Raw genomic sequence first — 15,679 nt, 5'->3', positions numbered from 1 at the left:
TGCTTCAAAGTTGCCGGGCGCCTGCTGACAGGGCCAATGGGGAGTTGCATGAGCTGGGATTTAGCCCGCCTGAATTGTTGAAACCCAAGCTTGCGGGCAGCAACCGCGAGGCGCGCACCCGGCCGTGGCCCATCTGCATTCAAAGTCTAGCTGCTGGTATTCCGGGAAGCGCTTGTTCCGCGAACACACAGAAGCGACAAAGTCTAGGTGCTCCTGGGCTCTGTCGCTTCTGTTCGTCAAACCCAGCGCGGTCTGTGGCCTTACTGCTTCACCACCCGCCGCCGAACGACCCGGCCATCGGCCAAGGTGGCGCTCACGAGGTAAATGCCCGGTTTTTCTTTTGCCAGGCTTATAATAATTGCGGAGGCAGTAGGCGTCACCATTTGCAAGCAACGGCCGCTCAGGTCGTAGAGGGCCAGCGCAACAATGCGCTGGCCGGTGCGATTGACGAGTTGCACCGCATCGGCAGTGGGATTTGGGTATAGTTGAAAGTCGGTAGCTTGTTGAGGGGCCGTGGCCGAGGCCAGGCGCCGCCCCGTGTGGTACACCCGCACGTCGGTATCCTGCACCATAAACACGTCGCCATCGGCGAACTCGGCAAACTGTTGGGCCTGCCGAAAACCGTCGGCCCCCGCGCCCAAGCCAGCGCGCTCCAGCCGCCAGCTGCGCCCGCGGTTTTGCGAAACCAGCGTGCCGCCGACCGTCGGCGGGCCCGGGCGGGAACTGTACCAGTCGCCGTTTTGGGCAAAGTGGAGGTTGGCCAGTGGCGCGCGGGCCCACCAGCTTATGCCGCTGGTGCCGCCGTGCACGGTCCAGCCGGCCAGCGGATTGGTTACGTTGGTCAAGCTCTGGGCCAGGTTGCCCGACGCCTCAAAGTTTTGGTAAACTCCCTGGTAGCTGCACTGCAACGAGTCTTGGGGGCTCACGGCCAGGGCCGTCACCTCATACATCGTAACGGGGTCGGTGAAGCCGGCGGCGTTGAGGCGAACCGGCAGGTACTGCCAGCTCAGCCCTTCGTTCGTTGAGAGGTAGAGGCCCGGCTGGGAAGCACCCTGCTGGTCGGCTACGGCGGCGTACACGCGGCCCAGGCGGTCAGTCGCTAAGCGGTCCACAAAGCGCCCGGCCCCGATGCCGGTGTTGCGCGCCTGCCAGGTCTGGCCTTGGTCGACGGAGCAAAACACGCCGTTGCCGGTGCTGCTGCCTGCGCCGTTCACGGCAATGTACTCGCCCGTGCCCACCAGCAGCGCGCCCTGCGGCGTTTCCGCGAAGGCGGCAACCGGGTGCGGCGTGGCTAAGGCTACCGAATCCCAGGTGGCACCGGCATCGAAGCTGCGGTACACCTTGCCCGCGCCGCCGGCCAGCAAGTGGCCCTGCCGGGTGGCAAAAACCGCGAACACCGGCCCGGTGCGCCGGGCCAGCTGCCAGGTGCGCCCCCGGTTGGTGGTGCGCAGCAACCCAGCGGCTACCGCCGTCAGCAGGGTCGAATCGCCGGTGGCGGCCACGCCGGTTTTAGGGCCGCCGGGGAATGTTGGGGTAAGCTGCCAGAGTTGCGCCTGAGCCGGCGGGCTCCACGCGCTCAACCCCAAGAAGGAAGCTCCGCAAGCGAAGCGTTTCCATTGCCGCAATGGGCCAGCAAAACCGGTGAGATGGAGCATCGCCGCCATAGCATTTGGTCTGGGTTTGTCAGTATGAGCCATCGCGCTTTATTGAGCGTTCAACTACAGGTTTTTTTAAGCTGTTTGGCGTTGTTTAGTGCAGCTGCAGCCGCTGCGTGGCCAGGTAGCCAGCGGGCCCCACCAGCCGGAGCAGGTACAGGCCGGGCGGCTGCGCGCCTGGTTCCACCGTGACTTCGGAGCCGGGAGTGGTGGGAAGTGCCTGCGTGAAAACCGTCCGGCCCGTGGCATCCAGCAGGGTGAGTTGCAGGCCCGTGCGCGGGGCCGTGGCCGGCAGCGGCAGCCGAAAGCGGACGCGGGCCGGGTTCGGGTAGGCCTGCAAGGTGGCCGTGGAAGCCGCGGCGGCGGTGCCGGCCACGACGCTGCCGAGCTTCACCACCCAGAAATCGCCCCCGCCCCGGCTGGCCTGCGACTTCTCCCCGCTAATGCCCGAGGCCGCATAGCCCGCCAGCACGTAGCCGCCGTCGGCGGTGGGCTGCAGCGCCGCCAGCTCATCGTAGGAGTTGCCGCCCAGGGTTTTTTCCCACTGCGTGGCGCCGGCGTGGTCCAGCTTCACCACCCAGAAGTCGTAGACGCCCCGGCTGGGCTGGCTTTTGTCGCCGCTGGCCACCGAGCGGGAGCCGCCGCCCAGCACCCATCCCCCGTCGGGGGTGGGCCGCAGGTCGTGCAACTCGTCGTAGGCGTTGCCGCCGAGGGTGCGGTCCCATTGCCGGGTCCCGTTGGCCTCGAGCTTCACCACCCAAAAATCCTCCATGCCTTGGTTGGGCTGGGTTTTGTCGCCGTCGCGGTCCGAGAAAGAGCCGCCGCCTAGCAGGTAGCCGCTGTTGGCCGCCACGCCCAGGGCAAAAAACTTGTCGTATTGTGAGCCGCCGAAGGTCTGGTCCCATTGCTTCGCGCCGGTGGGGGTGAGCTTCACCACCCAGTAGTCGCCGCCGCCGCGGGCGGGCTGCGTTTTGTCGCCGCCGATGCCCGAAAACGAGGTGCCGCCCACCACAAAGCCGCCTTCGGGCGTGATTTCCAGCGCAGCTGGCTCGTCGCGGTCGGGCCCGCCGTAGGCGCGGTCCCACAGCTTGTTGCCGGTGGCATCGAGGCGCAGCACCCAATAGTCTTCCTGCCCCTGGCCGGGCTGGCTGCGGTCGCCGCCGGGGCCCGAGTCCGAAGCCCCGGCGAGCAGGAAACCGCCGTCGGGCGTTTGGCGCAGGCAAGTCAGTGCGTCGGCGCCGCTGCCGCCGTAGGCCCGGTCCCAGAGCTTGTTGCCGTTGGCGTCGAGCTTCACCACCCAGTAGTCGGCAAAGCCGCGGCTGGGCTGCGTGCGGTCGCCGCTGGCGCCGGAGTAGGACGTGCCGCCCAGCAGAAAGCCGCCGTCGGCGGTGGGCTGCACGGCGTTCAGCTCGTCGGTGTCGGACCCGCCAAAGCGGCGGTCCCAGAGCTTGTTGCCCGCCGCATCGAGCCGGATTACCCAATAATCCCGGTCGCCATGGCTGGGCTGCGACTTGTCGCCGGTGAGGCCCGAATCGGAGTCGCCGGCCACGAGGTAGCCACCGTCGCTGAGCTGGTGAATGCCCCGGGCGTAGTCGTTGCCCGTGCCGCCCAGGGTGCGGTCCCACTGCTGGGGCGGGGCCTGGGCCGCGGCGAAATGGTGAGCCAACAGGCTGCTGAGTGCGAAAAAACAGGCAGCCAGCCGCTGCCGTGCGCGTAAAGACACGTTCATGGGGAGAAAAGAGCGGGAAAATCCAGGAAGAAAAACAGCTCGCCGGGCTACTGCCAGCGCACGTAGATGGGGTCGTTCTGCGGGCCTTGCAGGCCGCTTTCGTAGCTGCCGCCTCCGGCCGGTTTGAAATAGACGCCGTCGAGAGCGGCCTGGAACGGGGGAATGTTGCTGCGGCTCACGCCCACGCTGTGGGCCACGCCGCTGAGGCGGCTGGTGGCCGTGACGCGGTACTCGCACTGCGGGATGTCGTAGAGCCAGTAGTTGTCGTGCGTTTCGGTGTAGGGCACCACCGTGAACGACTTCCGGATGACCTGCGGGGCGCTGCCGTCGAAGAGCGTGGCGCCCGCCACGGGCGTGAGCGTGACGGTGACCTCGGTGCCCACGGGCATGCCCGTGAAGTTGGAGTCCATGTTGACGAGCCGGATGGCCCCGCCGAAATAGCCCGCCGAGGTGCCCGGCGTGCGCGGGCGGTCGGGGATGGTGCCCGAGAGCTGCCACCGGAAATCGCGCGTGGCGCCCTGGCTGCCGGGCGCGAAGGCATCGTAACCAGCCGCAGTGGGCATGCCCAGGCGCAGGGTGTAGGGCTGGCCCTTGTAAGTGACTTCGTGCCAGGCGTAGATTTTCCAGCCGCCGAACTCCAGCTTGGGAAAGGTGTAGTGGCCGATGGCGTCGGTTCGGACTTCGGCCCAGCTGTGGGTGACGTCGTTTTCGGCGCGGACGCGCACCCCGGCTAGGGGCTGGCCTTTGGTGTCAAGCACGTTGCCCTGCACGGTGTCGGCGAAGCGGGAATTGTCGGGATTAGCGGGGGCGGGAGGATTGGGGGTTTTGCAGGAGGCCAGGGCCAGCAGGCCCCCGGCCAGTAAGCCCGCCCGGCGCTGAAGGAAAGAATTGAGCATATCAGTTGCAGAAAAAAGGGTTAGAGAAGCCTGGTTTGCCAGCAGTTGCCCAACGACCTTGCCGGTTACAGGGCGGCCCCGGGCGAAGCAGAAATGCGATGCAAAACTCTTCGGCAGCTTTATCGGCTACCACTCAATCCTGCGCGAATTGTCAAAACCATTTGCCGTATTGGGCAAAGCCGGCCTTCAAATGGTTCACTCTTTTTTCGTCAGGCAAGCCGTCTGAGCTTGTTTTGGACAACTGCCGTGAACCAGTCTTCAGCACGCCAACTCGGCGCGGAGCGTGGCCTGCACGCGCAAGACCTGCTGCACGTGGCGCTGCTGGTGCACCACCACAAACTCCAATGCCTCGCCCAGGCGCAGCTTCAGCAGCCGGAAAAACTCCACGGGCACGGTTTTTCGGTTGAGGTCGGCGGTGCGGGCCCGGTCTAGCAGTTCCAGCAAGCGGGCCTGGTGCTGGTCAAATTCGGCCAACACCTCGGCGCCCAGGCGGCTGCCCAGCGGGTTCATGTGCTTGAGCGTGCTGCTCTTTTTGGCATTGGCGGGGCGCATCATCTCCACCGATTTGCGGCCCAGCCAGCTGTACCCTACTTCGGAAGAGGATGCGGTGGCTTCGCCAGATTTGGCCAGAGCCTTGGCCAGTGCGGGATTGTAGTAGCGGCTGTAACGGTTCAGGTGCTCCAGGCATTCGAGGATGCTCCAGCTGGCCGGGGCGGGCCGCTGGTTGAGCAGGGCCGGGTCGAGGGCGGCGAATTGGGTGTGCGCGGTGGCGCGCAGGTCGGCGACGGCGGTGTGCAGCGCAGCGAGGAAATCAGAAGGTGTCATAGTGGTTGTTTTTTTTGACAAAGTTCTGACCCTGAGCGCGCCCCAAACATTGACGGGCGTCAAGAATTAGCGCAGGCGGCTCAGGGTTTCGGGACTCATGCGCAGGTAAGACGCCAGATACTTGCGCGGCACCACCTGAAAAACGCGTGGGTTGCGCTGCCGCAGGCGCGCCAGCCGTTGCGCCGGCTCGGGCAGCAGCAAGTCAATTTCGTGCTCCATGCGGCCCACCAGCGCCTTTTCCAGCTCCCCGCGCCAAAAGCGGGCGAACGCCGGGCTGCGCTCCACAAACGCCAGGAACTCGGCGCGGCCAATGGCCAGCAGCTCGCTTTGCCGCAGCGCCTGAATGCCGTATTCAGAGGGCTGGCCCGTCACAAACGACGGAAACGCCACCAGCAGCGAGTTGGCGTAGCCGAAGCCCACGCAGGTTTCCTCGCCGGGCGTGGTGGGGTAATAAATGCGCAGCAGCCCGTGCCGCACCAGGCACAGGCGCTGCTCCACCTGGCCGGGCCGCACCAGAAAGTCGCCCCGCCGCAGCAGCATCGACTGGTCCCAGCGCGCGGCAAAATCCTCGATTTCCGCGGGTGTCAGGCCAGGGATTTGGCCGAGAATGGCCGTCAAGAGCGTGCGGGCGGCGGGAGCGGGCATAGTTGCAAAGAAAAAACACCAGGCCCGGCGGACGGGTAGCGGCCCGGCCAGGGCTGGTTCAACGGGCCGCCACCAGGCGCTGCAAAGCGGGCTGCCACACCAAGGCGTGCCGCCCGCCGACCTGGACGTACACGCGGTTGTGGACGCGCAGGCAGCTGTCAATCCGGGCCAGCATGAACTGGTCGCGGTACCGCGCGCTCGTTTGGTTGATTTTGTTGAGGACGGTTTTGGTGAATTTGATTTCTACGGTTTCATAATCAAACGTCGCCGGGTCGAACGGCTTGTTGTAGAAGGCCGCGTAGGCCGCGTAAAAGTGGGGCAGCGCTTTCTGCTCATCCGTCAGGCGCAGGCCTTCGCGCTCAAAATCTTTTATCAGCGACGGAAACAGCTGTTCGAACTCGCTTCGGGTGTGTTGCTTGATAAACAAGGTGTTTTGGCCCAGAATGGCGGCCAGCATTATCTGGTCGGTAGCAAACTTCTTTTGCAGAAACCGGTACTTGCCCTGCGCCGGCGGTTCCAGATTCAATTCCTTCACGGCGTGTTTGGCCGCCCACCACCGGGCCAGGCCCATCTCGAAATACGTGCTGAGGCTGGCATTTCGGCTGGCCTCCACGCCGATATAGTCGCCTTCGTACAAAATAATATCGGGCCGAAACGCAGCCAGATTCCGCTCAATGTCTTTGCCCTCAGCATCCGTCGAATCGTTCGTGTGGTAGCTGCCGTACACAAACACCGTTTTCGGGCCTTTTGCATACTCTTTGATGAAAGGCAGCTTGGTTTTCAGGGCGGCGCTTTGCGCGTAGGGAATGGTTTGGTAAGCCGAATGGCAGGAGGCAGCGCCTGCCAGCAGCGCCATTCGCATCAACAAGGCGGTGGTTTTCATGCTGATTAATCATTAAAAGGGTTTCGGGCCACTTGCAGCGGCTGCGCCTCAGGTTAGCAGACCAAGGCCGCAAAGCCACGGACGATTACGGGTTGCGCTGTGGCTCCCAGCAGGTAATGCAGTGGCCTGCGCGCGGCTTCGCCCCATTCAGCAACGCCTGCTGCAAGCACCTTACTTGCCCATCCAGGTTTTGAAGTCGCTCACCTTTTCGCGGCTCACCAGCGCGTCTTTGTCGAAGGCGGGGCGGAAGGTGAGCGCGAGGCGGTTGCCGAAATAGGGCTGCATCTGCTCCACGGCCTGGTGCGTGACCAGCATGCCGCGGTTGATGCGGAAAAACCGGGCCGGGTCCAGGGCTTCGGTCAGCTCGTCGAGGGTGTAGTCGACCAGGAATTTCTGGCCGGCGTGGGTGGCGAAAAAGCTGTACCGCTCGTCGGTGTAGAAGTAGGCAATGTCGCCGGTTTCGACGGACAGCAGGCGCTGGCCCTGCCGCACCAAAAAGCGCTGCCGGTACTCGCGCGGCGCCTGCTGCTGCAGCTGTTGCAGCAGCTTTTCGATGTTGAGCGCGGGGCCGGCGGCGGGGGCGGCGTGGCGGCGCAGCTCCTCGTACTTGCGCAGGCTGCGCGCCAGCTCCTCGCGCTGCACGGGCTTGAGCAGGTAGTCGATGCTGTTCACCTTGAAGGCTTGCAGGGCGTACTCGTCGTAGCTGGTGGTGAAGATGACCGTGCTGTGCACCGGCGTGCGCTCGAAAATCTCAAAGCTTTGCCCGTCGGCCAGCTCGATGTCCAGAAAAATCAGGTCGGGCTCGGGCTCGCCGGCGGCGCGGCGGCTTTCCAGCCAGGCCACCGTGTCTTCGATGCTGGCCGCTACGCCCGCCACCGCGAGCGTGGGGGCCACTTCCTGCAACAGCTTGCGGAGCTTGCGCACGGCCAGTTCTTCGTCTTCAACAATGAGGGCATTCATGGGGTGAGGAGCGGAAATTGCGCCAACAAGGGCAGCGTAACGGTAAAATACTCGGCATCGGCCTCGACGAGCGGCTCGGGCTGGGCCAGCAGCTGGTAGCGGGCCCGGATGTTGGCCAGCCCGATGTGCGTCGACTCGAACCGGCCGGGCCGGGTGGCTTTCTGCTGCAAATTATTGCGCACCCACAAGCGGCCCTGGGGCGTGGTGGCAATTTCAATGCGCAAGGGGCGGGCGGGCAGAATGACGTTGTGCTTCACCGCATTTTCCACCAGCAGCTGCAGCGTGAGGGGCGGCAGGCGGTGCTGCCGGTACCGGCTGGGCACGTCGATGGTGAGGTGCAGGCCGGGGCCGTGCCGGGTTTTGAGCAGGTGGTAGTAGGAGGCAATAAAGCCCAATTCCAGGTCGAGGGTGGCCAGCTCGTCGGCGCCGCTGCCGGCCGCGGCCGAGCCGCCGTTGGTTTGCAGCAGGTAGCGGTACACGCGCGCCATCTCGTCCACAAACTGCTCGGCTTTCGCGGGCTCGTCGGCAATGAGCGAGGAAAGGGAATTGAAGCTATTGAAGAGAAAATGCGGGCTCACCTGGCTGCGCAGGCCCTGCAGCTGCACGTGCAGGTTTTCGCGCTTCAGCGTTTCGCGGTCGAGCTGCTGCTGTTGCCACTGGCCCAGAGAATGAAACGTTTCGTAGAGGCCCAGGGCCAGCACCAGCGCTACCAGGTTCAGCGCGTAGGCTTTCAGCAAGACGGCATAGCTCGGCGTAAAGCCAAACAGTTGAAATGCAGTATATAACACTACAATGACGCCCAGTGATGCCACCGCCAGCAGCGCGTGCACCAGCAGGGTGAGCCCCACGCGACGCAGCGTTTGCCCAAAGCCGGGCAGCCGCCGGCTGATGACAGCCGCCACCCGGGCCTGCGCCCAAAACCCGGCGCTCAGCAGCGCCGCATTCAGCAAAGTGGCCTGGGCGAACGTGGCGGAGCTGTGCCAATACGCTTCGCCCAGCAGCAGGTAGCCCCAGGCCAGCACCAGCCAGGGCATCGTGAGCAGATACGCCCAACGGGTGCGGTGGTCAGGCAGGGCAGCGGGCGGAGACGTAGCCAAAAGTGCCATGAAAACCTACGGAAACAAAACGAAGGAATAGGTAAACGGTTAATCGACTGACGATTCAGCTTCATTCAGGAAGGTGTGTACGTCGCCCGTCAGCAGCCCGGCGTAGCGGGTAATTTTCGCCGTCGGCCAGTCCCACCAGCGCAGGGCCAACAGCCGTTGCACCGTGGCGGCCTCAAAGCGCGGGCGCAGCAGCTGCGCCGGGTTGCCACCCACGACGCTATAAGGCGGTACGTCGCGCGTCACCACCGAATACGCCCCGACAATAGCTCCGTCGCCGATGGTAATGCCCGGCATAATGGCGGCGCGGTACCCCAGCCAGACATCGTTGCCAATCACAGTATCGCCTTTGGTAGGATAGGCTTTGCCGGCCATCGCGCCCTGCCAGTCGTGGCCGAACACGGCGAACGGATACGCGCTAACGGCCCCGGTGAGGTGATTGGCGCCATTCATGATGAATTCAACCCCCGAGGCAATCATGCAAAACTTGCCGATGCGCAGGCAGTCGCCCGTGAAATCGAACAGGTAGCGCACTTGGCGCAGAAAATTTTCAACCGTTTCGAAATCATCGTAATACGTATAGTCGCCTACGCTGATTTGCGGGTGGTGCACTACGTTTTTCAGGAAACACAAGCGGTTGTAACCCGCCAGGGGAAACGCGGCATTGGGGTCGGGAGCAGTCATAAATCACGTGTCGGGAGAGAAGCGCTATCGCCTTTGCGGGGCAGCCAGCAGCTGTTGGACAAGCTTAAAGGTGCGAAACGACGCAGCCGGATTCAAGCCTGCCCGGCGCCAAGTGCGTATTCAGCTTCCTGAACTGGCAAGGCCGGTGCGTGAACCGTGCTCGGACGCGGCACGGGCAGGCGGAAAACCACCAGCCCCAGGCAAAACCAGGCCACCACCGAATACCCGGTCATGCCATACAGCACCACCTCCGACCGGCCAAACGCTAGGCCCAGCAGCATGGTGAACGGAAACCAGCACCCCACGCCCAGCGGCACCCACCGCGCCCAGCCGCGCAGCCGCCTCGCTCGCGCCACTGCCGCGCCCGTCGCCAGCATGAACACGTTGCTGATAGGCCAGAAAGCATCGAAGAAGCGGAAAACCGACCCTTCCGAATTTGGCGCCACAATCACCCAGGCGTTCCAGATGCAGGCCATGGCCAGGCAGCCCAGCTGCGCGTAAAGCACCGCCCGGCCAACCTTGGTATCGCCCGCGGCCCGCAGGCGCAACAGGGCCACAATGCTGCCCGCCCAGCCCAGCATGTAAATCAAGTCGCACGTGCCCGTGAGGGAAGTGTTGTGCATGCCGGCCTTGATAAAGAAATGCGTTTCAAGGCCGAGAAACGGCGCGGCAGCCATGCCCAGCACGCCCAGTACTTTGTTGGAGATTTTCATAAATCTTGCAGAAAAAAAGGAGGAATTGATAGCGCCCCGCCGCCCGGCCTTCTGACGAAGGGCCCAGCGGTGAATGCCGGACAAAAGTGCGCCATCCCCCGGCCCTGCCAAAGGCGAAGTGGGCCCAACTGCGGGTTTCGTTGCTTCAATTGTGGCTCTTCGGGCCTGAAATTCGGCCGCTAGGCGGGCAGCAGCGGCAGCGTCACGGTGAAGTGGGCGGGTTCGGCTTCAATCAGCGGGCTGGCCTGGGCCAGCAGCTGGTAGCGGGCCGTGATGTTGGCCAGGCCCACGTGGTTGGATTCGACGCGGGTGGCACGGGGCTGGGCGTTGTTGCGCACGCACAAGGCCCCCGCTGGCGTGGTCACGATGTCGATGCGCAGCGGCCGTGTGGCCTGGATGACGTTGTGCTTCACCGCGTTTTCCACGAGCATTTGCAGCGTGAGGGGCGGCAGGCGGTGGGCCAGATAGTCGTCGGCCACCGCCACGCGCAGCTCCAGGCCCGCGCCGTAGCGGGTGCGCAGCAGGTGGTAGTACGACTGAATAAATGCCAACTCGGCCGCCAGCGACGTCAACTCGCTCTCGTTGGTTTGCAGCAGGTAGCGGTACACTTTGGCGATTTCGTCCACGAACCGCTCGGCCAGCGCGGGCTCCTCGGCAATGAGCGAGGACAGGGAGTTGAGGGTGTTAAAGAGAAAGTGCGGGTTAATCTGGCTTTTCAGGCTTTGCAGCTGGCTGCGCAACGCCGCTTTCTTGCGCTGCTCGAAGTTGAGCTTGCTTTCCTGCCAGCGGCCCAGCAGGTAAAACGCCTCGTACACCAGCACCAGTAGCAGCACCACCAGCAGGTCGACGGCGTAGAGCACGGCCGCTACCGCCGCGGGGCGCAGCTGCACGCCCAGCGCGCGCGCCAGCCACCCCTGCACCTGCGGCACCGCCTTGTGCGTAGAGAAAAATTGGCCCACGGTGATGGACGTGCCAAACAGGTGGCCGTACGAAAACAGCGCCACGCTGCCCACCAGAAACACCACCGACACGCCCAGGCCCAGCAGCAGGTTGCCCGCCACGCGCTGCGTAGTTTGGTGCAGGCCGGGGTAGCGGCGCACCACGGCCCGCGTGGCCCGGTTCAGCCCCCACAGCCAGCGCTCCGCCAGCAAGGCCATCAGCGCCGTGGCCCCGCCAAAAACCACCGGGCGCTGCAAGTACGCCGGCCCCACAATCAGGTAGCACGTGAGGGGCACCACCCAGGGCAGCACCAGCACGTAGGGCCAGTGGCGGCGGAAATTAAACCGCGGAAGCACGCGTTGCCAGCTCGTTTGCATGGGCCCGCTCACTGGGTGGCCAGCTGCGGCGTCCGGCAGCCCGCCAGATGAATGCTCACCGTGAAATATTCTTCGCCCGCGGCCACCTCCACGGCCGGGCCGCCGGGGCCCAGGCGCTGGTAGCGGGCCTGCAGCGCCGCCAGGTTGTCTTGCGGCAGGGGCACGCGCACGGTGCGTTTCTGCCGGGTGTTGCGCACCCGCACCTGCCCGGCGGGCGTGGTGTCGACGGCAATGCGCAGGGGCCGGGCGGCCGAAGCCACGTTGTGCCGCAGGGCGTTGTCGACCAGCGTTTGCAGGGTGAGGGGCAGCAGGCCGCCCTGGCGGTGCCCCTCGGCCACGTCGGCGGCAATGCTTAGCTCTAGGGCCGCGCCGTAGCGGGTGCGCAGCAGGTGGGCGTAGGAGGCCAGGTAGCGCAGTTCGGCTTCCAGGGTGGTGAGGCCGGGGTGGCCGGCCAGTGGCTCGCCGCCGCGGTGGCTTTGCAGCAGGTAGCGGTACACCTTGGCCATTTCGTCCACGAACCGTTCGGCCTGCCGGGGGTCTTCGCCGATGAGCACGGAGAGCGAGTTGAGGCTGTTGAAGAGGAAGTGCGGGCTGATTTGCTGCTTCACCTCGTCGAGCTGGCCCTGCAGTTGCTCGTGCTCCAGCCGCTCGGCGCCCAGTTGGTTGGTTTGCCACTGGTTCAGGGCCAGCAGCAGTTCAAACAGCACCACCACCAGCACGTTCACCAGCAGCACTGAGCCCACAATCCAGGGCCCGGTGGCCGGGTTGTAGCGGTAGCCAAACAGGTGCACCGCGTCCATGCTCCACATCCACGCCGCCGTGGACGGCCCAAACAGCACGCTCATCACCAGCACCAGAATGCTAGCGCGCTGCCGGGCCTGCTGCGGCTCGGGGTAGCGCCTCGTCACTTGCTCGGCCAGCGCGTTGCACAGCACGATGGCCGGCACGCCCAGCACCACCAGCAGGCCCGTGCCGCCCAGCAGCACCCGCCAATCGGTGAAGTAGCGCGGGCCCCAGTACATGTAGCTGTAGAAGGGAATGGTGAAGAAGGTGGTCCAGCGGTAAAAGCTCGCCTGCACCGTGCTGGGCCGAATGGCCTTGAGCAGCACCCGCAAAAGGAAAGGGTCGCGCAGGGTAGCCATTCCGGTTGAAGTCACAAGCAAATGGTTGATTGGCAGTCGTTGGGCTGCGGGCTTGATGCGAATGAAAGCAAGGCTGCGGCCCGAAATAAAGGTGTTTAAAAGTACAGCACGCGCCCGGCTCAATCCGAAAGAAGGGGGCGAAATGCGCCATGTAGTGCTTGAATTGCGCAAAGCCGGTGATGAACTGTGGGTCCCGCTGCCAGCAAGGCTGTCTTGGTGCGGCGTAAGTGGCGGCGTTGGTCGCAATCCATTAATAAACTGGTAATTACCGCAATAGACCTAGCGGGCCGCATTTGGCCGCGCAACTGAAATCCAAATTCATCCGGTTCATGCCACATTTTCTGCAGTTGGTTCCATTCGCCATTGGCCCACCCCTGGGGCGGCCGGCAATTTTGCAACACCAACCCGCCACCAGCGCCGGTTAGAGCCGGCTCTTTCGGTGCTCCTGAGCCATCTGGCGGGCCGCAGTACAACTGCACTACGAGCGAATTAACCGGCCTCATTCTCACCTTTTTTCTGCTTCACTTTTTCTCAACCTCATCCTTTTTTCTGTATGAAACGCATTGCTCTTTTCGCCCTCACCGCCGCCACCTTGCTGGCCGCTGCCTGCACCAAAGACAAGGAGAAGGCCCCCCAGCCCAAAACCCCCGAGCAGCTGCTCAGCGCCAACGTGTGGCACATGACGGCCCTCACGGCCAACCCCGGCCTGCAAACCACCGGCGGCACCACCGTCACCGACATCTACCCCTTCATCCCGGCCTGCACCAAGGACGACACCCAGGAGTTCGCGGCCGGGGGCCAGTTTAAAAGCGATGAGGGCGCCAGCAAGTGCGACCCCTCCGACCAGCAAACGGTGACCGGCACCTGGAGCTTCGTCAAAACCGGCAACGACAACGGCGTCAATGTGCTGGTAAACGGCAACCAGATTCGCTTCAAGGTGCTGAACGTGACGGATACGCAGCTGCAGATGAGCACTGCCGACGACTTGTTCGGCATTGGCTCGGGCACCAGCGTCACGTACACGCTGACCTACACGAAGTAGCCCGTTTCCCACTCACTCGCACTGCTTTGCCCTATGCTTCGCTCCTTCCTTTCCGCCCGCCGGCGCCCGCCGCTCGTCGCCTGGGCCTGGCTGCTGACCTTGCTGCTCAGCGGCGCCCTGGCCGGCTGCCACCACGAAGACGGCATCGACCCGGTGCCCTCGCCCGAAAACCCGACGCAAGTGACCACGGCCGTATCGGGCCTGGTGCGCGACGAGCAGAACCGCCCCGTGGCGGGCGCCCTCGTGCGGGTGGCCGGCCAGTCCCAAACCACCGATGCCAACGGCGCCTTTTGCTTCGCCAGCGTGACGGTGCCGGCGGCGCGCTACGTGGTGCAGGCCAGCAAAGCCAACTACTTCGACAGCACGGTGGGCCTGAAGCCTGGTGCTGGCCAAACCGCCACCACGGTGCTGCTGACCAGCCGGGGCCCGGCCCTCACGCTGGGCTCGGCCACGGCGGGCGGCACCCTACAAGTGCCCGGCGGCGCGCGCATTGAGTTTCCCGCCGGGGCCGTGGCCCGCAACGGCAGCGCCTACGGCGGCGCGGTGCAGGCCTACGTGCGCTACATCGACCCCACTTCGGCCCGCGTGAACGACCTGATGCCCGGCCGCGACCTGCAAGCCGAGTCGGCCGACGGCAAAACCCAGAAGCTGAAAACCTTCGGCGCCATGCGCGTGGAGCTGGAGGACGGCGCCGGCCAGGCCCTGCAGCTCGCGGCCGGCCAGCGCGCCACGCTGCGCTTCCCGGTACCGGCCAGCATGCGCGGCGCGGCGCCCGCCACCATCCCGCTCTGGCACTTCGACGAGGCCAAGGGCTTGTGGGTGGAAGAAGGCTCGGCCTCCCTCACGGGCGGCGAGTACGTGGGCACGGTGGGCCACTTTTCGAGCTGGAACGCCGACCAGATTGTGGGGCCCAGTGCCTTCATCAAGTTCCGCATCCGGCCCACCACCGACCTGCCGGGCTTCACCAAAAAAGAGGCCCCGTACCCCGTGGCTCGCGTGTCCATTCCCCGCCTCGGGTTGCAAATGACCGTGCTCTGCAACTCCGCCGACAGCGTGCAGATTGTGGAGGTGCCGTCCGGCTCGTGGACCGGCCCCGCCGGCGAGGCCGACGAGCTGTTCAGCACCGCGGCCGAAAACTTCGGCACCGCCAGCGTGAATCGCCTGAGGCTGGGCAACCTGGCCCCCGGCACCACCACCGACATTGGCACGCTGCGGGTGAACCCGCTCAGCGCCGTGAAAGGACGCTTTGCGCCCAATAGCTGCAACGGGCGGCCTGTGGACCACTACTTTGCCTACTACGACACCCCGACCGCCAACGGCGACTTCACGCTCTTCTACCGCAGCGTGAGCGCGGACGGCCAATTCAACTTCCGTTGCGCGCCGGGCCAACTCATCCGGCTGGCGTTCTACAACGACGGCGGCCAGGTCATCGGCCAGCGCGACGTGGCCCCGCCGCCCGCCGGGCAGGTGCTCGACCTCGGCGCGCTGGACCCCTGCACCGGCAACCCCGCCACCAACCCCGGCAACAACGGCGGCATCCTCGTGCCCGGCAACCCCGGCAGCGGCAGCCACACCGTGGACCCCAGCGCCCGCGTCGACTTCACAATTAACGGCGACGGCCACGTGAACGAGTCGGTGCAGATGCGAGACACCAGCCCAGCCGGTGCGGGTCCATTTGCTACCTTCTTCGCCAACGGGGCCGCCATCGGCATTCCCGGCCCGGCCCTCCAACTCCAGGCCGGCGGCACCGGGCCCGGCAGCAAATTCATCTACCTGGCGCTGGAAAACGCCTCCGGGCGCGGCACCTTTCCGCTGACCGTGATGCTGCCCGGGCTGATGTTCAACGGCGGCGAGCTGACCATGCAGGCGTATTTTCCCCAAAGCCCGCGGCCCGCCACCGGCCTGACCGTCACCATCACCCGCTATGATGCGGTGGGCGGCCGCATCCAGGGCACCTTCGCGGGCACGCTCATGGCACTTTCGGGCGATGTCGTGACCATTAGCAACGGCTCCTTCGACCTGCGGCGGGGCGTGGATTTGTAAGCATCCGGCCTTGCTTGTTGTGCCGTCTTAGTAGCGGCCTGCC

Annotated in this window: 14 protein-coding genes; 2 read left to right on the top strand and 12 right to left on the bottom strand. The window is 64.9% G+C overall.

All coding sequences use genetic code 11. The features are described from left to right. Positions 1 to 260: 260 nt before the first annotated feature. The 12 genes from I2H31_RS01865 to I2H31_RS01810 form a co-directional block, all read right to left on the bottom strand. The gene (locus tag I2H31_RS01865; protein WP_196291303.1) at positions 261 to 1,580 is read right to left on the bottom strand and encodes a T9SS type A sorting domain-containing protein; all 1,320 of its coding nucleotides are present in this window, start codon (positions 1,578 to 1,580) and stop codon (positions 261 to 263) included. A 169-nt stretch (positions 1,581 to 1,749) separates the two neighbouring features. Beyond that, entirely contained in the window at positions 1,750 to 3,384 is a 1,635-nt protein-coding gene (locus I2H31_RS01860) for a hypothetical protein (protein ID WP_196291302.1), read from the bottom strand. 47 nt (positions 3,385 to 3,431) lie between these two features. After that, on the bottom strand, positions 3,432 to 4,280 hold the full coding sequence (locus I2H31_RS01855) for a carboxypeptidase-like regulatory domain-containing protein (protein WP_196291301.1): 849 nt from the start codon (positions 4,278 to 4,280) through the stop codon (positions 3,432 to 3,434). A 258-nt stretch (positions 4,281 to 4,538) separates the two neighbouring features. Then, positions 4,539 to 5,105 carry a DinB family protein gene (locus I2H31_RS01850; protein ID WP_196291300.1) on the bottom strand — a complete coding sequence of 189 codons (567 nt, stop codon included), beginning with the start codon at positions 5,103 to 5,105 and terminating at the stop codon, positions 4,539 to 4,541. Between the two features lie 66 nt (positions 5,106 to 5,171). Then, positions 5,172 to 5,750 carry a Crp/Fnr family transcriptional regulator gene (locus I2H31_RS01845; protein WP_196291299.1) on the bottom strand — a complete coding sequence of 193 codons (579 nt, stop codon included), beginning with the start codon at positions 5,748 to 5,750 and terminating at the stop codon, positions 5,172 to 5,174. A 58-nt stretch (positions 5,751 to 5,808) separates the two neighbouring features. Continuing rightward, positions 5,809 to 6,633 (bottom strand): hypothetical protein, encoded by an 825-nt coding sequence (locus I2H31_RS01840; RefSeq protein ID WP_196291298.1) that lies wholly within the window; start codon positions 6,631 to 6,633, stop codon positions 5,809 to 5,811. Positions 6,634 to 6,804: 171 nt separating this feature from the next. Further along, positions 6,805 to 7,593, bottom strand: a complete 789-nt coding sequence (locus I2H31_RS01835) for a LytR/AlgR family response regulator transcription factor (RefSeq protein WP_196291297.1) — start codon at positions 7,591 to 7,593, stop codon at positions 6,805 to 6,807. Continuing rightward, positions 7,590 to 8,699, bottom strand: coding sequence for a sensor histidine kinase (locus tag I2H31_RS01830; protein WP_196291296.1), 1,110 nt, complete (start codon positions 8,697 to 8,699; stop codon positions 7,590 to 7,592). Before I2H31_RS01830 ends, I2H31_RS01835 begins: the two co-directional genes overlap by 4 nt. 39 nt (positions 8,700 to 8,738) lie before the next feature. Next, positions 8,739 to 9,380, bottom strand: coding sequence for a CatB-related O-acetyltransferase (locus I2H31_RS01825; protein ID WP_196291295.1), 642 nt, complete (start codon positions 9,378 to 9,380; stop codon positions 8,739 to 8,741). A 92-nt stretch (positions 9,381 to 9,472) separates the two neighbouring features. After that, on the bottom strand, positions 9,473 to 10,093 hold the full coding sequence (locus tag I2H31_RS01820; RefSeq protein ID WP_196291294.1) for a hypothetical protein: 621 nt from the start codon (positions 10,091 to 10,093) through the stop codon (positions 9,473 to 9,475). A gap of 179 nt (positions 10,094 to 10,272) precedes the next feature. Then, on the bottom strand, positions 10,273 to 11,409 hold the full coding sequence (locus I2H31_RS01815) for a sensor histidine kinase (protein ID WP_196291293.1): 1,137 nt from the start codon (positions 11,407 to 11,409) through the stop codon (positions 10,273 to 10,275). Between the two features lie 8 nt (positions 11,410 to 11,417). Next, a complete protein-coding gene (locus tag I2H31_RS01810; RefSeq protein WP_196291292.1) occupies positions 11,418 to 12,566 on the bottom strand; it encodes a sensor histidine kinase in 1,149 nt (382 codons plus the stop codon). Between the two features lie 538 nt (positions 12,567 to 13,104). Between I2H31_RS01810 and I2H31_RS01805 the strand changes: the two genes are divergently transcribed. Continuing rightward, positions 13,105 to 13,593: a hypothetical protein gene (locus I2H31_RS01805; protein WP_196291291.1), complete on the top strand. Its 489-nt coding sequence runs from the start codon at positions 13,105 to 13,107 to the stop codon at positions 13,591 to 13,593. 33 nt (positions 13,594 to 13,626) lie between these two features. Beyond that, positions 13,627 to 15,636 (top strand): carboxypeptidase-like regulatory domain-containing protein, encoded by a 2,010-nt coding sequence (locus tag I2H31_RS01800; RefSeq protein ID WP_196291290.1) that lies wholly within the window; start codon positions 13,627 to 13,629, stop codon positions 15,634 to 15,636. Positions 15,637 to 15,679 lie beyond the last annotated feature (43 nt).

Source organism: Hymenobacter ruricola, from assembly GCF_015694525.1.
Classification (GTDB): Bacteria; Bacteroidota; Bacteroidia; order Cytophagales; family Hymenobacteraceae; genus Hymenobacter; species Hymenobacter ruricola.
This window is presented reverse-complemented; position numbering and strand designations above follow the sequence as displayed.

What these genes read in the sequence shown, in the direction of transcription:
- I2H31_RS01860 (WP_196291302.1), bottom strand. Translation starts at nt 3,384, where the DNA reads ATGAACGTGTCTTTACGCGCACGGCAGCGGCTGGCTGCCTGTTTTTTC.
- I2H31_RS01855 (WP_196291301.1), bottom strand. Translation starts at nt 4,280, where the DNA reads ATGCTCAATTCTTTCCTTCAGCGCCGGGCGGGCTTACTGGCCGGGGGC.
- I2H31_RS01850 (WP_196291300.1), bottom strand. Translation starts at nt 5,105, where the DNA reads ATGACACCTTCTGATTTCCTCGCTGCGCTGCACACCGCCGTCGCCGAC.
- I2H31_RS01845 (WP_196291299.1), bottom strand. Translation starts at nt 5,750, where the DNA reads ATGCCCGCTCCCGCCGCCCGCACGCTCTTGACGGCCATTCTCGGCCAA.
- I2H31_RS01840 (WP_196291298.1), bottom strand. Translation starts at nt 6,633, where the DNA reads ATGAAAACCACCGCCTTGTTGATGCGAATGGCGCTGCTGGCAGGCGCT.
- I2H31_RS01835 (WP_196291297.1), bottom strand. Translation starts at nt 7,593, where the DNA reads ATGAATGCCCTCATTGTTGAAGACGAAGAACTGGCCGTGCGCAAGCTC.
- I2H31_RS01830 (WP_196291296.1), bottom strand. Translation starts at nt 8,699, where the DNA reads ATGGCACTTTTGGCTACGTCTCCGCCCGCTGCCCTGCCTGACCACCGC.
- I2H31_RS01825 (WP_196291295.1), bottom strand. Translation starts at nt 9,380, where the DNA reads ATGACTGCTCCCGACCCCAATGCCGCGTTTCCCCTGGCGGGTTACAAC.
- I2H31_RS01820 (WP_196291294.1), bottom strand. Translation starts at nt 10,093, where the DNA reads ATGAAAATCTCCAACAAAGTACTGGGCGTGCTGGGCATGGCTGCCGCG.
- I2H31_RS01815 (WP_196291293.1), bottom strand. Translation starts at nt 11,409, where the DNA reads ATGCAAACGAGCTGGCAACGCGTGCTTCCGCGGTTTAATTTCCGCCGC.
- I2H31_RS01805 (WP_196291291.1), top strand. Translation starts at nt 13,105, where the DNA reads ATGAAACGCATTGCTCTTTTCGCCCTCACCGCCGCCACCTTGCTGGCC.
- I2H31_RS01800 (WP_196291290.1), top strand. Translation starts at nt 13,627, where the DNA reads ATGCTTCGCTCCTTCCTTTCCGCCCGCCGGCGCCCGCCGCTCGTCGCC.